The following is an 18,443-nucleotide window of genomic DNA, read 5'->3' on the forward strand; positions in this document are numbered from 1 at the left end:
AAAGCAAGATATTAAATTGAACTAGCCATTAATAATTCAAAGGTAAGATAGAAAAATGTAAAAGCGAAATATTTTTATCTGGTTTTTTATTTATTGCATTAATTAAAACCATTTCAGACTTTAAAGCTTCTTCATTTAATAAAGAAGTTAAAAACAACTTAAATGCAATTATTTAATGACTTAAATAAAAGGTATTGTTATTAATCATGCCTTTAATTGCTAAACTTTCGATCCCTGTGGCGTTAGCCGCTCGCAATCAGCACTGCTTTCGCAGTGCAGTAAATACCGACCATCTTTACCCCTTATAGAGGGTAGCCTGTCGTTTACCCTTTATCGGGGGTAAAACCGATTCTTTGTTTCTATTAGGTATGAATTGAATCACAAGTCAATAACCTACTGTTTTAATTGAAATAAATAATTTAAGAAAAGGTTTTTATTCGTTTTAATAAGCTTGAGCACTCTCTATCTCAATTTGTATAAAGATTGAGTTAAATAAATTAAACAATATCAAAGAATTCATAACCTTATCGGTGAGAGGAGGGAATTGTTTTTTAATAAAAAGAAACGCCAAAATGGCCAAGCAAACACTTACCCTCGTACGTGGATTACCAGGTTCTGGAAAGTCTACATATGCAAAAATTCTTGATGCTATCTTAGTTGAAACTGATCAATTTTTTATCGAAGTGATGGACGGGTTGTAACAGTGCGGCAATCATGCATGTAAAGAGAATGGCCATTCGTTCTATGCGGCGAAAGCCGCTTTATTCAGCACTGCTTGCGCAGTGCATTGGCCAATGGTTTGCATTAGCCACTTCAAACACTATCCTAGGACGCGCACAGCACTTTTTCTATGACTTTACCAACGCCACATTTTTGAATGGCAGCTCTGACTTTGCGGTACTAGATTACTGACCCGATCTGCAACATCCTGTACAATCAGCACAATTTTTTCATATTCAATGTGCTGATCCCCTATGTCCCAAGATACGACTAACAACAATTTCTCTTCTATAGCCGCATTTTTATGGTCGGTGGCTGACCTACTGCGTGGTGACTTCAAGCAATCTCAATACGGACGCATTATCCTTCCTTTCACACTGCTAAGACGCTTAGAGTGTGTGCTAGAAGCCACAAAACCAGAGGTGCTGGCAAAATACGAAACAGTCAAAGCCATGCCGATTGAGGCGCAAGATAAACTGCTCACCCACGCCGCACAGTTAAGCTTTTACAACACCTCAAAAATGGATTTAAACCGCCTTGGTGAAACAGGCGTAGCAAGTAACCTAGAGAGCTACATTCAATCGTTTAGCCCTAATGCGCGTGAGATTTTCGAGCACTTCGATTTTTTCAATACCATCGACAAACTGAGCGAGGCCGATCTGCTTTACAAAGTGGCAAAACGCTTTGCGACCACCGACCTTCACCCGAATACCATCAGCAACTATGGTATGGGCTTAGTGTTTGAAGAGTTGATCAGACGCTTCGCGGAATCCAGTAATGAAACCGCAGGGGAACATTTTACCCCAAGAGACATTGTTGAGCTAACCACCTCATTACTCTTCACCAACGAAGAAGAACTAACCAGTTCTGGCTTAGTGCGTTCAATTTATGACCCTACCGCTGGGACTGGCGGCTTTTTATCGTCTGGTATGGAGTATGTTCATAAGCTGAATGAAAAAGCCTCTTTGTCTGCTTTTGGTCAAGAGCTAAACCCTGAGTCCTACGCTATCTGTAAAGCGGATATGCTGATCAAGGGGCAGAAGGTCGATAACATCAAACTGGGTAATACCTTATCGAACGATCAACTGCGCAACGACAAGTTTGACTATATGCTGTCAAACCCTCCGTTTGGGGTTGATTGGAAGAAAATACAAAAACAAATCAATGATGAGCACACGCAAAAAGGCTTTGAAGGTCGATTTGGCGCAGGCTTGCCACGAGTGTCTGACGGTTCATTACTCTTTTTGCTGCACCTAATCAGCAAAATGCGCCCCGTCAGTGAGGGCGGTTCACGTATTGGTATTATCTTGAATGGCTCGCCACTCTTTACGGGTGGTGCGGGCAGTGGTGAAAGCGAAATTAGACGCTACATTCTGGAAAATGACCTGCTAGAAGCCATTGTGGCGTTGCCTACCGATATGTTCTACAACACAGGTATTGCCACTTATATTTGGGTGCTATCGAGCCATAAGCCTGCTCATCGCAAAGGCAAGGTTCAGCTTATCAATGCATCAAAAGAGCGTGCCAAAACTGGCGGTCGTGGTCGCAGTGGGGGGTCTGAAGTCGAAGGTGATGATGAAAATGTATTCTATGCAGCAATGCGTAAATCACTGGGTAGCAAACGCAAAGAACTGACACCTGAAGCGATTGATAAAATTGTGCAAACCTATGGTCAGTTTGTAGAAAACGACTTTAGTAAAATCTTTGACTATAAAGCGTTTGGCTATCGTCGCATTACGGTTGAGCGCCCGCTGCAACTGGCCATTTACCCGAAAGACGAACTGCGCCTTGAAGCTCTGCAAGCTGATAACGCTTGGGCGAAAATGGATGAAACGATTCAACAAGCCATTCTGGATGCGCTTGCTTGCTTTGAGCAAGAAAAATACTTATCGCGTGATAAATTCCTCAAACAACTCAAAGTTAAACTGGAGCGAGAAAGCGCAGCAAAAGCCGTTAAACTCAGCGCAGTTCAACTAAAACTGATCGTCAAACACCTAGGCGAGCACGATGACGAAGCCGAAGTATGCAAAGCAAAAGGCCAGATTGAAGCCAACCCAGACTTACGTGATAACGAGAACGTGCCACTAACTGAAACGGTTGCCGATTACTTTGCTCGTGAAGTGCTGCCGCATGTGCCGAATGCGTGGATTGATGAAAGCAAGACCGACCCTAAAGATGGTGAAGTGGGGATTGTCGGTTATGAAATCCCATTTAACCGCCATTTTTATGTGTATGAACCACCGAGAGCATTAGAAGAAATTGGTGCGGATTTGGATGCGGTATCGGCTGAGATTATGCAGCTACTGCAAGAGGTGCATTCATAATGACAGGTCGTTATAAAGCATATCCTGAGTATAATGATTCAGGGGTTGAGTGGGTTGGTGACATACCAGCTTCTTGGACTGTAAAACCGACTTTCTCAGTATTTGACCCATCGGTGAAAAAAAATATTGAAGGACAAGAAAGTACTGTCTTGTCGCTAAGCTATGGGCACATCGTTGAACGAGATGTAGACACTAATTTTGGTTTACTGCCAGAATCGTTCAATACATATCAAATTGTTAGGGATGGAGACCTAATTCTACGATTAACCGACCTGCAAAATGATAAAAAAAGTTTACGTGTAGGCTTGGTTAAACAAACTGGGATTATTACATCGGCATATCTAAAACTGAGATCTAACCAATCTATTGATTCTCGTTTTGCTTACCGTCTGCTTCATTCTTACGACACAACAAAAGTATTCTATGGTATGGGTGGTGGCTTGAGACAATCAATGAAGTTTGAAGATTTCAGACGACTACCTATTCTAGTGCCTCCATTGGAAGAGCAACAAAAAATAGCCAGCTTCCTCGATCACGAAACCGCCAAGATCGACATCCTAATCGCCAAGCAAGAAAAGCTGATTGAGCTGTTAAAAGAAAAGCGCCAAGCGGTGATCTCTCACGCCGTAACCAAAGGGTTAAACCCTGACGCACCAATGAAAGATTCTGGTGTGGAGTGGTTGGGTGAAGTGCCTGAGCATTGGGTTGTTGCTGGATTTAAGAGATTTTTATCTTCTATTGTTGACTATCGAGGGAAAACCCCAAATAAAGTTGATAGCGGAAAGTTTTTAATCACAGCTAGAAATATTAAAAAGGGAACCATTGATTATTCACTATCGCAAGAGTATGTGTCTGAAGAAGAGTATCTCAGTGTTATGAGCAGAGGCTTACCAGAGGTTGGGGATGTGCTTTTTACTACAGAAGCGCCACTGGGAGAAGTTGCTCAAATAGATAAAACAGATATTGCACTGGCTCAACGAATAGTTAAGTTCCGAGGTGAAGAGAATGTGCTTGATAACACTTTCTTGAAATATTTCATTATGTCATCTTCTTTTCAAGATAGTTTAGGAATGTTCGCTTCAGGCTCAACAGCTCTTGGAATAAAAGCAGAGCGGTTAGTCTACTTGAGACAGCTAATCCCTCCATTGTCAGAGCAACACCAAATCGTAGAGCATATACGGAATGTTGAAGACAAATTGAATGCTCTTGAAGTTAAAGCAACCGATGCTATTGAACTAATGAAAGAGCGCAAAACAGCCCTAATCTCAGCTGCCGTAACAGGCAAAATTGATGTGCGTGATTGGGAGTTTCAAGGAATTGAAGGATGAGTAACTTAAATAGCCTGCTCCCCTTGAGCCAAGAGGTGGCCGCGCTGATCCGCACTGCCAAGCAGCGTGCCGCCGCCGCCATTAATAATGAAATCACCTTGCTCTATTGGCAGGTCGGCAACCGAATTCGTCAAGAGGTGTTAGGCGGCGGGCGGGCTGATTATGGCAAACAAGTGATCGCCACCCTAGCCACCGAACTCACGGCACAATATGGTAAAGGGTGGAGTAAACGTAACCTTGCCCAAATGGTTAAATTTGCGGAGGTTTTTACAGATGCTCACATTGTGCAGACGCTGTCTGCACAATTGAGTTGGAGCCATTTTGTTATCCTTTGCGCCATTGACGACCCGCTCAAACGGGATTTTTACACCAGCATGGCCATGCAAGAGCGTTGGTCAACCCGTACCCTTGATGAGCGCATTGGCGCATTGCTTTTTGAGCGCACCGCCATTTCTAAAAAGCCCGACGAAACCATCGTTGCCGAGCTAACTGAACTGAGAGTCTCTGGTCAATACAATAAAAACTTGCTGCTAAAAGATCCCTATATATTGGATTTTCTAGAACTGAATGATCGCTATCTCGAAAAGGACTTAGAAGATGCCATTCTAAGAGACATTGAGCAGTTTTTATTAGAATTAGGCGCGGGCTTTACATTTGTTGCCAGACAAAAGCGCATCCAAATTGATAACGATGATTTTTACATCGATCTACTGTTTTACAACCGTAAATTAAAGCGCTTGGTGGCGATAGATTTAAAGCTAGAAAAATTCAAACACAGCCACAAAAGCCAGATGGAGCTTTACCTTAGTTGGTTGAAAAAATACGAAACCGAAGAAGGTGAGAACCCGCCGCTAGGCATAATATTATGCTCCAGTAAAAAACAAGAACAAATTGAGTTACTCGAGATGGAAGGCAGCGATATTCACGTGGCTGAATATTTGACCCGCCTGATAGACGTTGAATTACTAGAGCAAAAGTTACAACACTCGATTGCCAACGCCAAGCAGCGACTCAACAATCAGGGCGGATAAATGAACCAAGAAAAAGCATTAAAAGAGTTTCAGTTTCAAAACGACATCCTTGAGCAAATGCAGTCTCACGGTTGGTTACTGGGCGAGTCGAACAAATACAACAAAGCGTTGGCACTTTACCCTGAAGATGTGATTGCCTTTGTCAAAGCAACACAGCCTGAGCAGTGGGATAAGTTGGCTCAGCACTTCCCAGCAACAGAGCGTAACCCCAATGCAACGGCTGATGCCCTACTCAAGTCATTAGAGCAAGAACTTAAAAATGAAGGCACGCTGTGGGTGCTGCGCAACAAACTCAGTAATCGTGGAGCGAAGTTTGACCTTTGTAGTTTCAAGCCTGATCACGACTTAAACGAAGCGGCAACGGCCCGTTATGAACAAAACATTCTGCGAGTCGTGCCAGAGCTGGTTTACTCACCCAATGGCTATGATGGGCGTTTAGATTTAACCCTGTTCGTCAATGGTATCCCTGTTGCTACCTGCGAGCTTAAATCTGAGTTTAAGCAGTCGATCGATAACGCCAAAGTCCAGTACATGAAGGACAGGCAGCCAAAAGACCCAAAAACGCGTAAACCCGAGCCGTTATTAACCTTTAAACGTGGTGCATTGGTTCACTTTGCCGTGAGCCAATACAATGTCGCGATGACTACGCGCTTAGATGGCAAGAAAACCTTTTTCCTACCATTTGATCAAGGTACAAGCGAAGGTGGTAAGGGGAATGATGTACCCGAAGATGGTGGTTACGCAACGTCTTACCTTTGGAACGAGATTTTCCAAAAAGATAACCTGCTACTGATCCTTGGCCGCTACATTCACCTTGAAGTGAAAGACGTTGAAAACCTAGACGGTTCAATCACTCAAAAAGAAACGATGATTTTCCCGCGTTATCACCAGTGGGCGGTCGTCTCTAAGCTGCTTAAAACGGTGGATAGTGAAGGCACAGGGCATAAATACCTTATCCAGCACAGTGCAGGCTCTGGCAAATCAAACTCGATTGCGTGGCTGTCTCATCAACTCGCATCAAAACACTACTACACCGATCATCCTGAGCTTAATAAGAAGGCAGGGGATAAGGTTTTTGATTCTGTTATTGTCATCACTGACCGAACGGTACTTGATAGCCAGCTACAGGACACGATTTATCAGTTTGATCATAACGAAGGTATGATTGCGCGTGTTAACCGAGAAGAAGCGCAAGGTTCTAAATCCAGCCAACTGGCAGGAGAGCTAAAAGCAAGCACTTCAATCATTATCGTGACCATTCAAACTTTCCCACATGTTTTAGAGGCGATCCGCAAAGACTCAACCCTCGCTGGTCGAAGCTATGCTGTAATTGCAGATGAAGCACACTCCAGCCAGACAGGAACAACCGCTCGCAAATTGCGTGAAGTGTTGATGAGCGAGCAGCTTGAAGGTGGTGAAGAGAGCGCCAGCGGCGAGACTGAATTGTCGAGTGAAGATATGCTGCGTTTGTCACTGGAAGCCCGTAAAGGCTCGAACAAGCTCAGCTACTTTGCTTTTACCGCTACGCCCAAGGCGAAAACACTAGAGCTTTTTGGTCGCAGACCAAACTTTGATGAGCCAGCAAGCGATACCAACAAGCCTGAGCCTTTCCACGTTTATTCCATGCGCCAAGCGATTGAAGAGGGGTTTATTCTGGATGTGTTGCAAAACTACACCAGTTACCGAGTTGCTTACCAATTAGCACACAACAACCCAGATTTGGATCACGAGGTGGACAGTAAAAAAGCCGCTTCGAAAATGGCGAAATGGGTTCGCTTGCACCCGTACAACATTGCTCAAAAAGTAGAAACCATCATTGAGCACTTTAACGAGAAAGTGAAACATCTGCTGGGCGGTGAAGCAAAAGCGATGGTTGTCACCAGTAGCCGTTTAGAAGCCGTACGATACAAACTGGCCTTTGAAAAATACGTGCAAGAAAAAGGCTATACCAACGTCAATGCAATGGTGGCCTTTTCGGGCGAAGTAAATGATCCTGACTTACCCGATCAGCCATTTACGGAAACCAATATGAACCCGAATCTGCGTGGTCGTGATATGCGTAAAGCATTTGATACCACAGATTATCAGGTGATGTTGGTTGCGAATAAATTCCAGACAGGTTTTGACCAGCCCAAGCTGGTGGCCATGTATGTCGATAAACCACTAAAAGGTGTTGAGTGCATTCAGACCCTTTCAAGGCTAAACCGTACCTACAAAGGCAAGGACAAAACCTTTGTGCTCGATTTTGTGAATGATCCTGAAGAAATTTTGGCAGAGTTTAAGGTTTACTTCCAAACCGCAGAGCTGGCTGGTGTATCCGATCCAAACATCGTTTATGAGCTGATGAAGAAGTTGGATAAGGTTGGCATTTACCAGTGGCGAGAGGTTGAGGCATTCGTTGAAGCTTATAACAACAAACAAGCGAGCCAAGCTAAATTAGCCAATGTGTGCAAACCTGCCGTTGATCGTTTCTCCGTTCGCTATAAAGAAGCGACACAAGTGCTTCAATCCGCACAAGCGGAACTGTCTAAAGCGAAAATTGAGCACTCTCTACCTAAAGAGCGGGACAAGAAAATCAAGTTTGCCGAAAACAGTGTCAAACATGCCAAAGAAGCACGAGATATTCTGGAAGTGTTCAAGAAAGATTTAATCTCTTTCTATCGCTTCTACGAGTTTACGTCTCAGATCGTCAATTTTGATGATTATGATCTGGAAAAGCTGAGTATCTTCGCCAAACATCTTTACCCATTGCTGCGCCTTGATGTGGTGGAGGATGAAATTGATTTATCCGATGTGGTAATGACGCACTACCGCTTGCACGAGCAGCGTGAAGCCGATCTACAGCTTGGAGTGAAAATCGGTGAAGAGCCAAAGTCTTACTTGCCAGCCGCAAAGGAAGGCACTGGTGCCGTGCCGAAAGATCCAAAAACTGAACTACTTAACGAGATCATCCAGAGAATGAACGATTTGTTTATCGAGGATGGTTTGTCTGAAAATGATATGCTCAATTATGCCAATACCATTGCAGGCAAGATCTCGGAAAATGAAGTTGTGATGGATCAACTCCGCAGCAACACCAAAGAACAAGCGATGCTCGGTCAATTCCCAGAGTCGATCAACAACGCCATCATCGAGAGTATGGACGTACATAACGAGATGGCAATGAAACTTCTATCTAATGAAGCAATAGCGAAAGGCTTTGCTGGATTGATGTTTGATGTGTTGATGAAGGGGTTAGGCAAATCGGTTTCAGAGTCGAACTCATCGTTAACATAGATGAAAGATGCTTGTATGACGGAGTTTGTTTTGTGATTAAAAAAGCCAGTGCATCCGCACTGGCAAAGTCGATGGGGTAGAGGAAATGTATTATTATAATGATTAACCTTGGTTTAAGCGACAAAGCCACTCTTGTAATGAAAAACAATTAGAAATGATACTTTCAGAGTCAGATAAATCATCATTGAGATAAATCTTTAACTGATTATCTTCGCAATGTGTTTTAATGAGGTTCGATTTGTTCATCGTAAACACGACATCTAGAATGTCATCAAAACTCTCAATTTGATGAAGAAATCGATTTGATAAACGCCCTAATAAAAGATTTCTATCTTCTGAGTATTCATGTGATAAACATACAAACCTATGGGCTTGAGCGAAGACAACAAATAAATCAATGGGATCTTGAAAATGAACTGTTCGAGGATGATGTTTTAATGCACTGAAGTTGAAGCTAACAATAGCGCTAGTATCAGCCGAGGTCGGCTGTGATGACAGTGCTTTTTGATTCTTAGATATAGCAAAACTCATAAATTAATCCTTAATAAATCAAACCTCCCCAAAAAAGATTTAATGATTCGTTTATTATAGATTAATTTAAATGTGTAAAACTGGGGTATAAAATACACAGTTACAAAGCTAATATGTTAAGTGGTGATTGTCAAATGTTTTTTAATGTATAAAATCTGATTTTTATAAACTTAATCTTCGTTATAGAGTTCTTCGTAATCGATAAGATGCATGTTTCTATCAATCCGTTTTAAATCTTCAAAAGCGAAGAGTTTCTTTGCAAGACGAATAGTGTAAAAAGGTTCAGTTGTGTTAGCCATTATTACTTCTTGGCTATGAGGAACATGCACAAACTCAATACTACCAAATCTTGTCTTATAAAAGCCTGATTTCCCAGTGGTGCCAAGGATTAAAACCATCGGGATCTGAGAGATAACACTCCACCTTGAGAGGGCATCTTCAAAAGAAATGTAACACATTTCGCCATCTCGCAGTGACAAAGCTAGTTGGTCAAAAAAATCAGGCGGCAATGTTGAACGCAAGTAAACAAATCGCTGAAAATCAATACTCACGATATAGACGTGTTTTGCAATGATCTGCTCAATATCATCACATCTAAAGATTGAGCAGATCTCTTCACGTTTATAAATGAACTTTTCTGTACGGCGGTACTGCATTTCGAAAATCATTTTCATAGATTAAAATTAGATGTTATTTAAACAATGGTGATGATTGCATAAAATCTTGTCTTAATTCAAGTTGAACTCATTAATTTTTTATTTAAAGCGTTATCTAAATAAAGCTTTGAAAACGGATGAAGTTCGGCTGTACTTTTCCTAGAATTAGATCTTCCTTCATTTCTGCAACTGAAACCTAGGATCTTAAGGAATTGATTAACACTTCTCTTTATCTGCGTGATCTCACTCATTTTTTTATCCACCCTTAATGAAACTCCATTAAAATCGGATAAAATAACTTGATTATCTTTATTCTTCATGAACGAGTAAGCAGATAAGTAGCTTTCGTTAGATATGACAACTTTATCTGTAAAACTTAAGCCAAGTATTTTAATGACGGAGCTTGCCAAGGATATGATTTTTTTGGATTTCGGAGATACTATTCGCTTATATGATTCACTATTTTTTAACGAAAGCAACTCATTTCTTAGTTTAAATACATAGTCGAACTTAACTAACTCAACACTTACACTTTCTGACGAGATACCAAATTCCTTGGCCAAAATGGCTTTATCAGCAGATGCTTTTTCCTCATTAGTAGCCTTACCTGACTCAGAAATGGCAATGGCTTCAGGCTCAGAGATATCTTTGGCTTCAACTATAGCAATAGCTTCTTCTCTGGAATCGAAACGATTTCTAGTCGCTAGTGATTGTTTATTAATGTGGTGATTATAGGAATCGCTTGGCTCGATAGTGACATCAACAAATTCTAACGCCTCAAGGGTTTTAATTAATGCAAGAGGCATGTTAGAGCGCAGAATAGTTGATTGCACCTCATGTACAGCGAGCATATCATCAAACGTGAATTTATTACTAAGCCTTGGTTTTGATGGCAACAGGCTAGCATTGCGGTCTTTAGATACCGCAAAGTGGATTTCCTTCACTGCTCTAAATCTTAGAGCTAATTGAATTAGATCATTCGGATTAAGCACGCTATTGCTTATAATCGTGATAACATCAGAATAAAGAGTCTCTATACTCACACCGCATCCAATGTAGGGTGAGTAGAAAATTTTGTCATAATTTTTCGCTTCAATATTCGGATTTGAAACAAAAGCCATCACATCAGGCTGTGATTTCGTATCAGAGCAGACTACTAATATTCCAGCTTCTAATGCCTTTTTGTAACAACCTCTCTTATTTTTGTGGTAACCCATAAGTTTTAGCTTTCGGTACATCATTTTCAAATTATCAAAAGCATATAGACGATGCTGAAACGGAGACATAAGAACAGTTGAGCGATCTTTTATTAATACACGTTTATTTTTATAAGCAGAATAGTCTTCAACGTTATAGATAGCATAGTCAGTTATCTCAGTGCTTTTAATAAAATTACAGCTTATATTTTCAGAAATATCCGCATCCATCATAATTAACCATTTTGCATTTTCAACCACATACTTTAGTGCATCATAACTGCTATGCTTACTAGCAATGCTTCGAAAATGATCACCACTTGTCGCAAGTATTCCTTTTTCGCATTCATCAAAGATAATTAGATCTGCTTCTAAAACTTCAGGTAGTAAAGCTGGGAGACTGTTGACTGTTGTTGTCAATACTGACGCTGATTCTTGGCTTCCAATGTTTCTTTCAGTATGATCACAGATAGATATGTTTCTAGGGCATTTTGATTGAATTTTATTTCTAAAAGATTTTCCTAAAATTTCAAGATGAGAAATATAAACAATCTTAGCATCGGATTTTGAGAAAAGTAAATCTATTGCAATATCAATTGTCTTAGTGGTTTTACCCAGAGACATTGGTGCTCGAAGCAGGTTTACACGATTTAGAGCAAAATCTATTTCATGAATTGATGAGGCATTTTTAGCACTTTTCAAGTTAGTCAATTCAAGAACAGTTTTATGAATTGGGTCTTTATACCGATTGACTGTTTCTTGTGCTTCTACATAGTGCATACTGAGTTTTTGGTAGATCATTGATGTAGCAGCTTCTTTAGTTAATGAAAAAGGTACTGCGCACATTAATTCGTCGATCGCTAGCTGTTTTAACTCTTTGATTGGCTTGATTTGATAAATACCAGAAAAAATGCTAAAACCGTAAGTGACAGGACAATTGGAGAATGTTTGACCTTTGAAACGAATTTCAATGTTTTTTTTACAAGCCACTTTTGCCGCATCAATCAGGTCTTCGTCGGAGACATCGTTACTTAATTGAATACAAGTTAGAACATTTTCCTTACCTTCGTAAAATTTTGAGGCCATCGAAGCCGATGTTAATGCAGTATCAATTCTATATGCTTCATATAGTGACAAATCGCTAGGAGTACCCACTAAAAGTACACAGTTTTTATTATATGGGTTTTTTATGTTTTTTATGGGTTTTAAATTTAGCATGATGGAACCATTTTTATCTTTTTTATTATTATATCCATCTTAAAGAAAAAATATATAAAAATAAAACAATAATAAAAACTAATTTTCAAGTCAAACAATTAACCTATATAAATCAGAGGAATGTGACTTAAATATCCAAATTGTATTATCATTAATTATAAAATAATTTATCGTAATTATAGGTTAATTGATGATTATAGTCATGAAATTATTGAATCTACGTTATATGAAAGGTGATAAAAGGGAGTGACTAATCTCTATCGATAGTTGGAAATAGAAAATGAACTTATTAATTATGTGGTTGTATTTCTATTCTAGGGGACATAGGATTATGTTTATATTATATAATAAATTAAATCCTATGTCCCATATTAAGTTAATGTTGCAATACTCGTTATTTGCATGCACTAGCATGCTATTAACTGACTCTACGAGTCAGAATGACGATTGTTAAGTGGACAGAGCTATTAATTTTTTAATAAATTACTATTTCATCTTAAATGCTTGATTAGTCTGCAAACTAAATCAGTTTAACTATCGACTTAGTTTGCAATCTATTAAAATCTAACTCGGTTTAATCAACTTTCTCTACAGCGTCATCAGTTTTAAAGTCTTTCTTTGTTAAACTAGTTCCGTTTTCATTATTATAGTTTTGTATCGCTGCCGCCAACTCACGAGATGGTTTTCCTTGTGATCTTTCTTCAAAAATTTGATCGCCAATTTTAAATCTAGCAGCTGGTGCTTTTTTGCGTTGAGTAGCCAAGTTTGGCTTTGAGCCACTTAATGCCTTTTTTTTATTTGCTAATTCGTCTGGAATTTCAACATTAACAAGACGTAAAGCTTGTATCGCTGCTTCTACATTCTTCAACTCTTGCTCATTGCTAAGTTCTTCAATAATGAAGCTTATTCTATCTCGGAGCGTCTCTAGCTCACTTAGAGTTAGATCTAACTCTCTGATATTATTGCGACTATTAAATATTTCTATTGCTGCTTGTTGCTTTTCTGTAAGTGTCATTGTTTTGTTCTCATAAGCTGTTACGTTCATAGGACGTCAATTTTAAAACAGTTTTAAAAAGTGTGAAAGCAATTAACAATTAAATGTTATAAACTTTGTTTATATTTCATTTTATATATTTACAATCTAATTTTAATGTGGTTTAGTAATGTCAATTTAAACAACAATGCAGGAATTTAAATGCTTTTAACTAATCGCCGCAAGTACGTATATGAAAATCCAAATTCAAATGTTTCGAACAAACAGTATAAAAATGATTTAAAAGTTTTTGTTAACTATGAGATCTCAGACGAGGAAGCTATGCTAAAAGCAAATAAATTGACCGTCGAAGAACAGAATGGCACACTCAAAATTAGAAGGTCTCATTTTGGCAAAAGATTTAATGAACATTATCACTCTAGAACAAATCGTTCAGAGAGCAAAGCTTCTACAATTGATTTTACAAGCGTAGTTAAGAAGGAAAATCGAGTTCCAGGTCTTTATGGTTGTAATCGTTGGAAATCGAAAGAAATCGCACATGTGAAAGAAACTGAATCTTTTTGCTTCTTTTAAAAGAGGGGGAAACATAATGACAAAGCAACATCACTGTGAAAATCTTCCGTCAGATGTTCAAGTGCACTACACAGATCACTACACGACGAATAAGCAATGGTTCTTGTTTGTTTCTGAATCTGCATCAGAAATGGATTTAGAACTGAGTCATGAACTGAATGAAGTCGGTGAGCTTCTCTGGCAAACTGCTTTTAACATCATTCATTGCCCGTATTGTGGTATGAAATTAGAAAACGTAGATAATGGCACCTCTCACTTTCATAAAGCCATTAACTATAAACTTATCTAGAAGCGTTACATTTGTATTTGTCATGCTGCAAGGCATGACTTTAACCACCTAAGTCAAACTGCACTCACCCGATTTATGTGGTTATCAGGAGGATCGTCCTCTCACGATTTCGATCCCGATTGGCAAATACCAACCTTCGTTACATTGTCAGACTCGCTACTTTATTCAGAGTCCTAGGTTCATCTGGTGATACAGATGGTTCACTCGTTGAGCGGTGAATAGCGCTTCATACGACCTCACGTCGCACGCCCCAAAACAAGTTACAAGACAAATGATTGAGTTCTAAAAGTTGATACCTGTTTAGGTTCAAAAAAGCGTGTATGGGATCATTACTCAAATTTTATGTCCTAAAGACTTCATATTCACATACTATGCTTTATCTATGCTAAAAATCATGTAAATTAACTGATAATTAAAGTCATTTTTTTAAAGCGTTAAGATGGAAGGGCCTGATGCAAGATTTTCTAACAGGGAAAGTAAAGGTAGATTAATGGCGGCTCTAAGACCAGAACCTAAGTTACCAGATGAAATAATCGAGGCTGCGAAAGCGGGAAATTTGGTCTTATTCATAGGTGCAGGTATATCAAGAATGGCAGGCCATCCATCATGGGATGGATTTGCCGATGCTGTGGTAAATCAGCTTGTTAAAAACGAAGTTATCGATCACCATGAAAAGTCATTAATTAATGCTCTTCCAGACCCAAGGAAACGTTTGTCAATTGCCAAAATTTTAGATGAGGATAATGGTGCAAAAGTTGACTATAAAAAAATATTTGAATTAGGTGAGCCTTGGTGTGATGTCTATGATTTTATAAACAAATATGATTGTACCTTTGTAACTACAAACTACGATAAGCTGATCAAACCAACAATATCTCAAGGTAAACCAGAAACCAGTTGGCGTAGCTTCAAACGTGAAGATTTATTAAACGCAAAACTAGATACAAGAGGGGCAGTGATTCACCTGCATGGTTGTGTAGATGATCCATCAAGTATGATTGTTACAACTAAGGATTACTTGGAGCACTACGTCTCCGATGAAGTTCCTAATTTCCTCACCCACCTTTTTTCCACGAAAGTCGTTCTATTTCTTGGTTATGGATTGGAAGAAACTGAAATACTTGAATATATATTGAAGTCTAGTAACCAGAAAGAAGAACCTCAGAAGCGACTGTTTATACTACAAGGCTTCTTCAATGCGGAAGAGCCGCTATTTAACAAATTGAAAGCTTACTATGAGCAATCATTTAATGCACAACTGATCGTTTTTCCACGAGATCATGAAGATTATGCACAACAGCAAGCCATTATCAAAAAGTGGTGCGATGAACTTGAGTTTAAAGACTTAGCCCTTGCTGACAAGTTAGCTGCGTTAGAGGCAGAACTGGATGAGTAATGAATTAAGTGCGAAGCAGCGAAGTGCTTTACAGAGAGTAATAGATGACCCAGCTTTACAACCTTGGCTTTTTAAAAAAGTTGATAGCCTAATATGGTTTGATGCATTTAAAGATAGCGGCCTATTTTCACCAGAACTAAACCCTGTGCCATTTAAGACGGCTGATAACACTTTTCAAATTCCTTCATGGCCCATCACTGAATATCTTGTTTCGTCATCTCTTAAATTAAGAGATGGAAGTGATGTCGAAATGGCACGAAAATATTTAAGCCTGATAAAGAAAGTGACTCAATATGCTATGGCAAACGAGCGTTCTAACTACAGGACATGGTGGCAATTCAGTAAGGTTCTTAGAAATATACCTTTAGAGGTTATCAACCTTGACGATCTTGGCTGTGTTAGCGACTGGCTAAACGATAAATTTGACCGCTATCTTGTTAATAAAGAAATCAGTGAGTGGATGTTAGAACTGATTGATATTAATACTGAACAGTCGGTTTCATTCGCCATGTTTTTGTTGGACAAGTTATTTAAAATTCACAGTATTGAAGGTAGATACGCAGACAAAAAACATGAAGCCGTATTGGGCTTTGATGACTATCAAGCAGGAAAATTTGTAGAAGAGAATGCTTCAACTCTCGGTGAAACGTTAGGCTTACTAGCAGTAAACTTATGTGAGCAAAAACTCAAAGAAGTACTCAATATTAATCGCAATGATAAATGGTCCAATGTTTGGCGAAATGCGATACCTGAGCATAAGCAAAACAGCAGACACAATCACACAGATGATATTGTTTTAAAGCTTTTTAGAGACGCTTTGTTAGGTTACGTAAAAAAAGATTCTGATAATAAGGCTAATGACAAACTTACAGAGTTAATCAACGGTGATTACCAAACGATTAAGCGTGTCGCTATCTATATTGCTGGTGAATGTTTTGAAAAACTTGAACAGCAAGTGGTAACTTTAGTTATTCAGCCTAATCATTTTAACGATAAGTATCGCCATGAGCTTTGGCATTTTATCCACAAGAATTTTTCTTCACTACAAGCAGAGCAGCAACAATCAGTTATTGAAACGATAGAATCGTTGAATGTAACGGATGAAGACACTGGAGTGCTATTAGACAAACCAACTGCTTACAAGCAGTCAAATTGGTTTGCCGCAATCAAAGATGAAAATGGAGTGACGCAAGCGAAGTATCAAGCTTGTGTTGATATTACAGGTGTGGAGCCAGATCATCCCGACTTTTCATGTTATATGAGCGGTGGCGTTGCGGTAGATGTATCTCCACTGTCTGTATCTGAACTTGCAGTTATGCTTGAAGACATTGATTCGTTGATACATTTCTTAAACGAGTATAAAGAAGTTGGACACTTCAATGAACCGAGCATTGAGGGTTTAGTTAATACGTTTGAGGAGCTAGTTTTACTCGATAGTTGTGAACTCCTTAATAACTTGGATGCATTCATTGAGCTTAAGCCACATTATTTGCATAAAATATTCTCAGCTTACTTCAAGTTATGGACAGATAAAGCACAGCGACCGTGGAACGAACTTTGGCCTAAAATTATTAACTTTGCTGCTAAATTGTTCAATGAAGCTTCTTTTTGGGATTCTGTTGATAATACTGATTCAGGCCCGTTCATTGGTGACAAACACTGGGTGATCAGTTCATATTGTCGATTAGTTGAATCAGGATGTGAAAATGATGAACGCGCTTTTGAGCTTGAGTTAACACACGATGTTAAAAACACGCTTGAGCTAATTCTTAACAAAGAATCTGGTGAAGATTTTAATGATGACTCTGATGCAGTATTTATCACCATTAATAGTCCAAGAGGTCGATGCCTAGAGGCTTACGTCAAATTAGCTCTATACCAATCCAGAAACGTTGGTAAAGATTCAGAAGAGCACAAACGAATATGGGCTGGTTATCAGCCAATTTTCGATAATGAACTGAGCAAGCCACAGGCTGCTGGTGAATATGAGTTTATTACAATTCTATTAATGTATGTGCGTAACTTTCTTTATCTATCTAAAGACTGGACTGTGCAAAATATTGAGCCAATGTTTGGTGAAACAAACTCTCTTCAATGGCGATGTGCTTTACAAGCCTATTCATATGTAGGTTGGTTAATTCCAGAAATTCATGCTCATTTTAAAGAAAAAAAATATTATCCCGCACTACTAGATGATGAAAGCCTGTCAGATAAGGTTAAAGGTCGCTATATAGAGTACGCATGTATTGCATATCTTCAAAAAAGAGAGCAACTTGATGATGGAAGCTTGTTGAGACTTTTTTTAGTTAGACAAAAAGAAAGTGAGTTAAGCAAAGTTGTTTGGTTTTTATGGTCTATAAGAGACCAAAATGTAGAAAAGACCAAAGAGTTAGTATTTGCTTTATGGCCTGATTTAGTTGATCTAATAAATCAAAAAGATTCTGATAAAAAGCCTTTGGCATCCAAGCTAGCTTTGTGGGCGGAATACATTGAAGAGCTGAATGTGGATACTAAAGCTTGGTTGATGGCAGTCGCTCCTTATATTAATGACGCTCACAATGGTATGTCGTTTATGCAAGAAATGGCGAGGTTGAGTGAAGGCTATGCCTCGGATGTTGCAGACATTTGGATAGAAACATTATCAAAGCCATTCTATATGTATGATCTAGACCCTTTAGAAACAATATTTAAGAATATAATTTCGCTAGGTCAGGTCGGACAGGTTATTGCAACAAAAATTGCTGACATTTATATAAGAAATAATGACGAGCCAATCGTAGCGCTGTATCAAAGGATTATTAGAGGATAGGTATCACTGGTTTAGGTTTAGGTTTAGTTAGCGAGAGTTGAACTCTTCTTCCAGAGGCGTGTTACAGCGTAAAATCACAACACACTTATGTCCACGGATGAT

The 18,443-nt window shown here is 39.2% G+C and carries 12 protein-coding genes and 1 pseudogene; 9 read left to right on the top strand and 4 right to left on the bottom strand.

Annotated features, from left to right (window positions below):
• Window positions 1-572 precede the first annotated feature (572 nt).
• The 5 genes and pseudogenes from OOK74_RS14515 to OOK74_RS14535 form a co-directional block, all read left to right on the top strand.
• Window positions 573-692: pseudogene (locus OOK74_RS14515) on the top strand (ATP-binding protein); the annotation flags it as partial.
• Window positions 693-974: 282 nt separating this feature from the next.
• Window positions 975-3,044: a type I restriction-modification system subunit M gene (locus tag OOK74_RS14520; RefSeq protein WP_278183380.1), complete on the top strand. Its 2,070-nt coding sequence runs from the start codon at window positions 975-977 to the stop codon at window positions 3,042-3,044.
• Window positions 3,044-4,372 (top strand): restriction endonuclease subunit S, encoded by a 1,329-nt coding sequence (locus OOK74_RS14525; protein WP_278183381.1) that lies wholly within the window; start codon window positions 3,044-3,046, stop codon window positions 4,370-4,372. Before OOK74_RS14520 ends, OOK74_RS14525 begins: the two co-directional genes overlap by 1 nt.
• A complete protein-coding gene (locus OOK74_RS14530; RefSeq protein ID WP_278183382.1) occupies window positions 4,369-5,403 on the top strand; it encodes a PDDEXK nuclease domain-containing protein in 1,035 nt (344 codons plus the stop codon). Before OOK74_RS14525 ends, OOK74_RS14530 begins: the two co-directional genes overlap by 4 nt.
• Window positions 5,404-8,679, top strand: a complete 3,276-nt coding sequence (locus OOK74_RS14535; protein WP_278183383.1) for a type I restriction endonuclease subunit R — start codon at window positions 5,404-5,406, stop codon at window positions 8,677-8,679.
• Between the two features lie 102 nt (window positions 8,680-8,781).
• On the opposite strand, the gene OOK74_RS14540 is transcribed toward OOK74_RS14535, so the two are convergent.
• From OOK74_RS14540 to OOK74_RS14555, 4 genes are all read right to left on the bottom strand, one after another.
• The gene (locus tag OOK74_RS14540) at window positions 8,782-9,210 is read right to left on the bottom strand and encodes a hypothetical protein (RefSeq protein WP_278183384.1); all 429 of its coding nucleotides are present in this window, start codon (window positions 9,208-9,210) and stop codon (window positions 8,782-8,784) included.
• Between the two features lie 170 nt (window positions 9,211-9,380).
• Window positions 9,381-9,866 carry a hypothetical protein gene (locus OOK74_RS14545; protein WP_278183385.1) on the bottom strand — a complete coding sequence of 162 codons (486 nt, stop codon included), beginning with the start codon at window positions 9,864-9,866 and terminating at the stop codon, window positions 9,381-9,383.
• Between the two features lie 77 nt (window positions 9,867-9,943).
• Entirely contained in the window at window positions 9,944-12,280 is a 2,337-nt protein-coding gene (locus OOK74_RS14550; protein ID WP_278183386.1) for a DEAD/DEAH box helicase family protein, read from the bottom strand.
• Between the two features lie 574 nt (window positions 12,281-12,854).
• Window positions 12,855-13,325 carry a hypothetical protein gene (locus OOK74_RS14555; protein WP_278183387.1) on the bottom strand — a complete coding sequence of 157 codons (471 nt, stop codon included), beginning with the start codon at window positions 13,323-13,325 and terminating at the stop codon, window positions 12,855-12,857.
• Window positions 13,326-13,475: 150 nt separating this feature from the next.
• Between OOK74_RS14555 and OOK74_RS14560 the strand changes: the two genes are divergently transcribed.
• From OOK74_RS14560 to OOK74_RS14575, 4 genes are all read left to right on the top strand, one after another.
• The gene (locus tag OOK74_RS14560) at window positions 13,476-13,847 is read left to right on the top strand and encodes a hypothetical protein (protein ID WP_278183388.1); all 372 of its coding nucleotides are present in this window, start codon (window positions 13,476-13,478) and stop codon (window positions 13,845-13,847) included.
• 16 nt (window positions 13,848-13,863) lie between these two features.
• Entirely contained in the window at window positions 13,864-14,136 is a 273-nt protein-coding gene (locus tag OOK74_RS14565; RefSeq protein ID WP_278183389.1) for a hypothetical protein, read from the top strand.
• A 439-nt stretch (window positions 14,137-14,575) separates the two neighbouring features.
• Window positions 14,576-15,532: an SIR2 family protein gene (locus tag OOK74_RS14570; RefSeq protein ID WP_278183390.1), complete on the top strand. Its 957-nt coding sequence runs from the start codon at window positions 14,576-14,578 to the stop codon at window positions 15,530-15,532.
• The gene (locus OOK74_RS14575) at window positions 15,525-18,341 is read left to right on the top strand and encodes a hypothetical protein (RefSeq protein ID WP_278183391.1); all 2,817 of its coding nucleotides are present in this window, start codon (window positions 15,525-15,527) and stop codon (window positions 18,339-18,341) included. Before OOK74_RS14570 ends, OOK74_RS14575 begins: the two co-directional genes overlap by 8 nt.
• Window positions 18,342-18,443: the final 102 nt, after the last annotated feature.

It is taken from the genome of Vibrio misgurnus (genome assembly GCF_029635775.1).
Lineage (GTDB): Bacteria > Pseudomonadota > Gammaproteobacteria > Enterobacterales > Vibrionaceae > Vibrio > Vibrio chanodichtyis.